This is a genomic window from Paraburkholderia sp. BR10923 (assembly GCF_040948765.1).
Classification (GTDB): Bacteria; Pseudomonadota; Gammaproteobacteria; order Burkholderiales; family Burkholderiaceae; genus Paraburkholderia; species Paraburkholderia youngii.
Window position 1 is genome coordinate 120,208 of sequence record NZ_JBFPKO010000024.1, and the last position, 7,054, is coordinate 127,261.

Sequence of the window (7,054 nt, forward strand, 5' to 3'; positions counted from 1 at the left end):
AACACTTCCGCTTTATAGCCCAGCCCGATCCCTGAAATTTCGCATGTCGATGCATTGGTATGGTTCCTGCCTGATGTGGTCCCGCGCAGTCACCCGATCACCATCACAAAACGGAGACAAGTGATGAATCCATTTGACCTGAAAGCTCTTGGCATCGACATCGAGTATCCCTATCGCCAGCGTTATGAAAACTACATCGGCGGCAAGTGGGTGCCACCGGTCGGCGGCGACTATTTCGACAACGTGTCGCCGATCAACGGGCAGCCGTTTTGCCGCGTGCCTCGCTCGGCCGCCGCGGACATCGACCTCGCGATCGACGCCGCGCACGCGGCGCGCCGCAAATGGGCGAAGACGTCGGTGACGGAGCGCGCGAACCTGCTGCTCGCGGTGGCCGAGCGCATGGAAAAGAACCTGAAGCTGCTCGCGGTCGCGGAGACAATCGATAACGGCAAGCCGCTGCGCGAAACCATGGCCGCGGACCTGCCGCTCGCCGTCGATCATTTCCGCTATTTCGCGGGCTGCATCCGCGCGCAGGAAGGCGGCATCTCCGAGATCGACGACAACACGGTCGCTTATCACTTTCACGAGCCGGCTGGCGTGGTGGGCCAGATCATCCCGTGGAATTTCCCGCTGCTGATGGCCGCATGGAAGCTCGCGCCCGCCCTCGCGGCCGGCTGCTGCATCGTGATGAAACCCGCCGAGCAGACGCCGGCTTCGGTACTCGTGCTGATCGAACTGATCGGCGATCTATTGCCTGCCGGGGTCATCAATATCGTCAACGGCTTCGGCAGGGAAGCGGGCGAAGCGCTCGCCACCAGCAAGCGCATCGCGAAGATCGCGTTCACCGGCTCGACGCCGGTCGGCAGGCGCATCCTGCACGCAGCCGCGGACAACCTGATTCCGTCGACGGTCGAACTCGGCGGCAAGAGCCCGAACATCTTCTTCGCCGACGTGCTCGATCGCGACGACGCATTCCTCGACAAGGCGCTCGAAGGTCTCGCGATGTTCGCGTTGAATCAGGGCGAGGTTTGCACGTGCCCATCGCGCGTGCTGGTTCAGGAGTCGATTTACGAGCGCTTCATCGAGAAAGCGATCGCCCGTGTGGAACGCATCAAGGCCGGCCATCCGCTGAACCTCGAAACGATGATCGGCGCGCAGGCATCACAGCAGCAGCTCGACAAGATCCTGTCGTATATCGACATCGGCCGGGACGAAGGGGCGCGGTGCCTCGTCGGTGGCGAGCGCGCCACGCCCGGCGCCGGTCTCGGCGAGGGCTTCTACGTGAAGCCGACGATGCTGTTCGGCAACAACGATATGCGCGTGTTCCAGGAGGAAATCTTCGGGCCGGTCGCTTCGGTGATGACGTTCAAGGACGAACAGCAAGCGATCGAACTCGCGAACGACACATACTATGGCCTGGGCGCGGGCGTATGGACGCGCGATGGGACGCGCGCTTACAAGATGGGACGCGAGATCGAGGCGGGACGCGTGTGGACCAACTGCTATCACCTGTATCCGGCGCACGCGGCATTCGGTGGCTATAAGCAGTCGGGGATCGGGCGCGAAACGCACAAGATGGCGTTGTCGAATTATCAGCAGACGAAGTGTCTGCTGGTCAGCTATCAGGCGGAGGCGCTTGGGTTCTTCTGAGCGAAGGGCGCGCGTCGTTCACTGACGACGCGCGCTCTACCCCCGCGTGCCCCACACGTTGGGTAGGCGCGGGGGCAAGCAATTGCGCTGGCAGCCCACCCGCCGCTCAGATCACGCCTTGTGCCAGCATTGCGTCGGCGACCCTCACAAAGCCGGCGATATTCGCTGCGTTCACATAGCTGACCGAACCGTCGTCGCGGCGGCCATGTCGCAGGCAGACTTCGTGAATGCTGCGCATGATGTCGTGCAGACGTGCGTCGACTTCTTCGCGCGGCCAGGAGATGCGCATAGCGTTCTGACTCATTTCCAGACCCGACGTGGCGACACCGCCGGCGTTGCTGGCCTTGCCAGGGGGCGTACAGAACGCCGTTGCTTTCGAAGCACCTGGCCGCGTCGTTGGTCGACGGCATGTTGGCGCCTTCGGCGACGCAAAGCACGCCGTTTTTGATCAGCGTTGCGGCGTCCTCGGCATTCAGTTCGTTTTGCGTGGCGCAATGAATTCAATTGTAGGAATCGGGTCGCTGGTCCTGCGATGTTGATCGTCATGAAGAGTCCTTCGCCCGACGAATCAAATTTATTGCTTAATCACGCTAAAAATTCATCCAATTCCGATCGCCGCGGGTCATCTCCGTCCCGATACTTGTCGTTCGCACATAACAAGGAACGACGATGACGAACGGCAACGGCCGGCCAATGATCCGGCTCGCAGGCAACAGCACGGGCTGCAGCGCGATTCTGACTGCATCGTGAGCGTGCCAATTGCGAGAACTTGCTCACCCCCGTGAACGCATCCTGGGTCTTTCCTCTGACGCACTACCCACATGGGGCAATGCGCCTTTGCTGGTGCCGCTCCGTCTGCGCGGCGCCGAAACCCTGGGCAAGCTTTATCGATACACGCTCGATGTCGCGACGATCGAAAGTCCGACGCTCGGAGTGTGGCAAGCACAGGCACTCGTCGTGCCTGATCGCCTGATCGGCAAGGTCATCGACATTTCGATCGCTTTCGACGGCAACGGATTGTTCGGTCGTCATGGGTTGGTACGCGGCGACGTGGCACACGCGAGCGCCGGCCGCCGCACGATGTCGGGCCTCATCACAGGCATCAAACAGATGGGTGCCGATGAACGGCGCGGCTATTACCGCCTCGTCGTCCGTCCCTGGCTGTGGCTGGCCACGAAGAACTGCGACAGCAGGATCTTCCAGGACGCCAGCGTGGTGGACATCACTGACCGGGTACTCAAGGAGCGATATCACTTTCCGGTCGTGATGGAACTCGGCGCGCCCGGCCTGCGCAACGGCTACCCGAAGCGGGACTATGTCCGGCAGATGTGGGAATCCGACTTCGATTTCCTCACGCGGATCTGGAGAGAATGGGGAATCTACTACCTGTTCGACGGAATGACGCTGGTACTGTGCGATTCGCCCGGCTCGCACAAACGACACGACGACGCATACGACACGCTGCGCTACCATGCGCCCGACAGCAGGCACGTCGACGAGGAGCACGTTCACAAGCTCGAGGTGTCGCATCAAATCACGACAGGCAAGGTCAGCCTGATCGATTACGACTACACGCGCCCCGGCGCGCGCTTCGAGGGCGAGTACGAGAGCCACAGTGAGCAGGCCCACGACAACATCGAGCAATACGGTTGGGGCGACTATTCGCAGCCGCTTGCGGGTGCGACGGGACTGTCAGGTGAGCGGAGCGACTTCCGCGATGAAGCCGGCCACCTTGCGAGCGTGCGTGTCGATGCAATGCGCGGTCATCGCCTGCGGCTGAAGGGTCAAGGGAATCTGCGCGGCCTGACAACCGGGAAAACATTCTGGCTCGACAACCATCCGCAGCGGGAAGTCAACGCCGAGTACCTGGTCGTATCGACGACCCTCGATATCCGTAATGCACCGCAGAACACGCAGTCACCCGGCGCGGACACGAACGATGCGCTGCACCAGTGCGCGACCGACTTCGTGCTCCAACCCGCCAATACGTTCTTCAAAAACCGTCCGAAGAAAAAGCCGCGTTGCGCGGCGGAAACGGCAATCGTGGTCGGCCCCGAGGATCAGCCGATATGGGTCGATGGATATGCACGCGTGAAGGTGCGCTTTGCGTGGGCGCGGCTTGCCCCGAAGAACGACAGCGCCAGTTGCTGGGTGCGGGTGTCGTCGCCGTGGCAAGGCAACGGCTTCGGTGCGATCTATCCGCCGCGCATCGGTCAGGAGGTCACGGTCAGTTATCACGAAGGCGACCCGGACAAGCCTTACGTGTCGGACCGGATGGTCAACGGCCAGAATCAGCCGCCCTGGAGGCTGCCCGACAACCAGGCGCTCTCGGGCATCCTTAGCAGCGAGCTCAAGGCCGGCTGCGCGAGCCAGACCAATCACGTCGTACTGGATGACACGCCGGGCCAACTGCAGGCACAGATCGCCAGCGACCACGCACAGTCGCGCCTCGTGCTGGGCTACAACACGCATGTCGTGCGCGACGCAGGCCGGCAGCAGGCACGCGGTGAAGGCTGGGAACTGGCGACGAACGCATGGGGTGTCGCGCGAGCCAACCGAGGCATGCTGATCACCACCGAGGCACGTCACGGCGCTAGCACGCCGGCAAAGGATGCCGGTGAGACCGTGGCGCGCCTCACTCAGGCGCGCGACACCCACGAGAACCTCGCGAGTCTCGCGCGGCGGTACGAGGCACAGGAACAGCAGACCAGTCAAAGCGAGGTCGCGCAGGCCATCAAGGCGCAGAACGACGCGATTCGCGGCAAGGCAAGCGCGGAGCTTCCCTTTCCGCAACTGACCCAGCCCGACCTGGTGCTGGGCAGCGCGGCGGGTCTCGGTCTCACGGCAGCGCAAAGCACGCACGTGGCGAGTGCCGAACACATCGCGCTCAGCGCGGGCGGACACGTCAGCGTCGCGGCGGTGAAATCGCTGCTGGCGTCGGCGGTCAACGGCGTGCGGGTGTTTGCGCAACATCTCGGCATCCGGCTCAAGGCCGCATCGGGCAAGGTGCAGATCGACGCGCAAAACGACGACGTCGAGATCATCGCGCAACGTGTCGTCAGTATCATCAGTAGAACCGATTCGATCAATCTGATGGCCAGCAAGGAAATCGTCTTGCATGCTGGTAATACGAAAGTAGTCATCAATTCGGACGGGTACAAGGTCTATACGGGTGGCGAGCATCGGGTCCATGCGAGCGGTCATCGGACCGACGGGCCAGCGGCACGGCCTGTCAGTCTGCCCGTCACGCCAGATGATCCCGGCAGACTGGCGGCGCATCATGTTCTGATCGAACACGATTCCGGCTTTGCGCTGCCGAGTCAGCCATATCGGATCACGCTCGACGATGGTCAACTGATTCAGGGTGTGACCAACGCGCTTGGCGAAACGAGTCTCGTCACCAGCAACATGCTTGCGTTCGCGACGGTCGAACTGCTTGCCGCGAGCGAGCCGGATAAAGTGATTGCGGTTAGCAGAGGCGCAGTGATCAGGGCGGCGAACGAGTCATTCGCTGGCGCTGTACCCAATGCCGAGAAACGCAGTGCCACGGTCGCAGGAAAGGCCGTGGCCTCTCCGAACGAGAGCGCGACGACGGAAGATAAACGACCCGAATTCGTCTCGTGCGATCCGATGAACTTCGGGCTGCGGTTTTATCACTTCGTCAATGGTGCGGCCGAGGGTGACACGCCCGCCGATATGTCGATGCGCAAGGGTGTCGAGTACCCGGTGACCAAGGCTTATGCGGCTGCGATCAAGGCTGCGTTGCAGGGGATCGATTGGGGCGGGGTGGCGTGGCCGTTGACTGCCGATTCGATAAGAATGATTCAAAACGCGGTCATGCCGAAATTGGAAGACGCGCTTGGTGCCGGGCCCTTTGGATTGCCACGACGCGATGCCGCTAGTCCGGAAACTAGTGATGGCATGCCACAGATCGTGATAGTCGATCCAGAGCGGACAACGCAGTACAACCTGCGACAGGACGTCAGTGCCGCATTCATCGGGAAGTACTGGCTTATCGCCGTCAACGAGAGCGAGATCGCGCACATCGTCGAACTCAAGCACCAGCCGACCTTGCTGGATAACCGCCTCAAGGCATTTGCCGACACGCTGTATCACGAGTCTCGCCACTGCCAACAGTACTTCTGGATGTTTTCTTTGCTTCAGCACTTTCCAGACGACTACAAAGACCTGCCGAATGTCCAGAGGTTGTATTGGTCGACGATGCTAAAAGAAGCCTATACAGCGGCTGGGAACACGCCACTACCTGACGATCACCGCGTTCACATCGGTCTGCACAGGATGCTTGTCTTCCACTACTACTGGCTGATCTCTTACATGCAGGACATGCCCGGTCGGGAGTATCTCAGCCGAGATCTCCCGCTTGCCGAAAGGAAGGTATGTGACCTGCTGAACGTATCTCCTGAAACAGCACAAAAAATGGTGCAATTCGAAACCGGCTATAGGAGCCAACTTCATGAAGAAGATGCCTATGCCTGCGCGGAAGTGGTCCAGGCCTACTGGCAAAATCCTCGTGATCCTCTCGTTCGCAATCCCGGTACATGCACAGCTCAGTACACCGACGCCCTCAGGATCGTCGGGGCCAGGAGTTGAGATGAGACCGACTGTGACCGACGCCCAGCGCGATATGGCATTCAGCATTTTGACCACTGCAATAGCGATCCTGCGGGACGACCAGCCATTCGATCCCGCTCATACGATTTTCGGCCGCGTTCTTGCGGCTGACCCTCTGCGCGGCAAAGGAGGTGGGACGGAGTATTCCTTCGTGAATCCGGCTTTCCCGCGGACGCAAATCATTCTCTATGTGGTACCCGATCCGCTTGCTCCCTCCGCCGACCGCACGAAAGTCAAGCAAGTCGTGACCCACTTCACGATTCGCTTCAGTCCACTATTGACCGACATTAACCGCTCGACGCTGGAAGATCTCCTGCAGCTCGATATCGGTTACTGGATCGACGGCAATGGCGAGCGACGGCCCGGCAATGATATGGGCACGGCTCCGCCGCAGATTCGGCTGCATAGCTATCGCTATCGTGCTTCGAATCTGCCAACGAGCCGATTTCCGGTGGACGTCGAATTTGCTTTCGGCGACCCAGACCCAAAGGACCCGGCGCCGGACGCACACAAAACGCCGGTCCTAATGGACGTTCTACTGAATCGTGACTATTCCGCGCTGAAACCGCGACGCCGTGAACAAAGCCCGTCTTGAGTGACCTGTTGAACGTCTCTGCGCAAACAGCACAAAAAATGGCGAAATTTGAAACCGGCTATAGGAGCCAACTTCATGAAGAAGACGCCTACGCTTGCGCGGAAGTGGTTCAGGCCTACTGGCGCAATCCTGGTGATCCTCTCGTTCGCAATCCCGGTACATGCACAGCCCAGTACG

General features: G+C 60.7%; 3 protein-coding genes and 2 pseudogenes. 4 read left to right on the forward strand and 1 reads right to left on the reverse strand.

Going from position 1 to position 7,054, the window contains the following annotated elements; all coding sequences use genetic code 11:
* Positions 1 to 123: 123 nt before the first annotated feature.
* Positions 124 to 1,650, forward strand: coding sequence for an aldehyde dehydrogenase family protein (locus tag AB3X94_RS32880; protein ID WP_176109263.1), 1,527 nt, complete (start codon positions 124 to 126; stop codon positions 1,648 to 1,650).
* A gap of 106 nt (positions 1,651 to 1,756) precedes the next feature.
* Here the strand turns inward: AB3X94_RS32880 and AB3X94_RS32885 are convergent.
* A pseudogene (locus tag AB3X94_RS32885) lies at positions 1,757 to 2,150 on the reverse strand (glutamate dehydrogenase); the annotation flags it as partial.
* A 343-nt stretch (positions 2,151 to 2,493) separates the two neighbouring features.
* Here AB3X94_RS32885 and AB3X94_RS32890 point away from each other — a divergent pair.
* From AB3X94_RS32890 to AB3X94_RS32900, 3 genes and pseudogenes are all read left to right on the forward strand, one after another.
* Positions 2,494 to 6,261, forward strand: coding sequence for a type VI secretion system Vgr family protein (locus AB3X94_RS32890; RefSeq protein ID WP_368613696.1), 3,768 nt, complete (start codon positions 2,494 to 2,496; stop codon positions 6,259 to 6,261).
* A gap of 13 nt (positions 6,262 to 6,274) precedes the next feature.
* On the forward strand, positions 6,275 to 6,877 hold the full coding sequence (locus AB3X94_RS32895) for a hypothetical protein (protein WP_312883608.1): 603 nt from the start codon (positions 6,275 to 6,277) through the stop codon (positions 6,875 to 6,877).
* Positions 6,874 to 7,054, forward strand: a pseudogene (locus AB3X94_RS32900) (hypothetical protein); the annotation flags it as partial. The gene AB3X94_RS32895 and the pseudogene AB3X94_RS32900, both read left to right, overlap by 4 nt.

What these genes read in the sequence shown, in the direction of transcription:
- AB3X94_RS32880 (WP_176109263.1), top strand. Translation starts at nt 124, where the DNA reads ATGAATCCATTTGACCTGAAAGCTCTTGGCATCGACATCGAGTATCCC.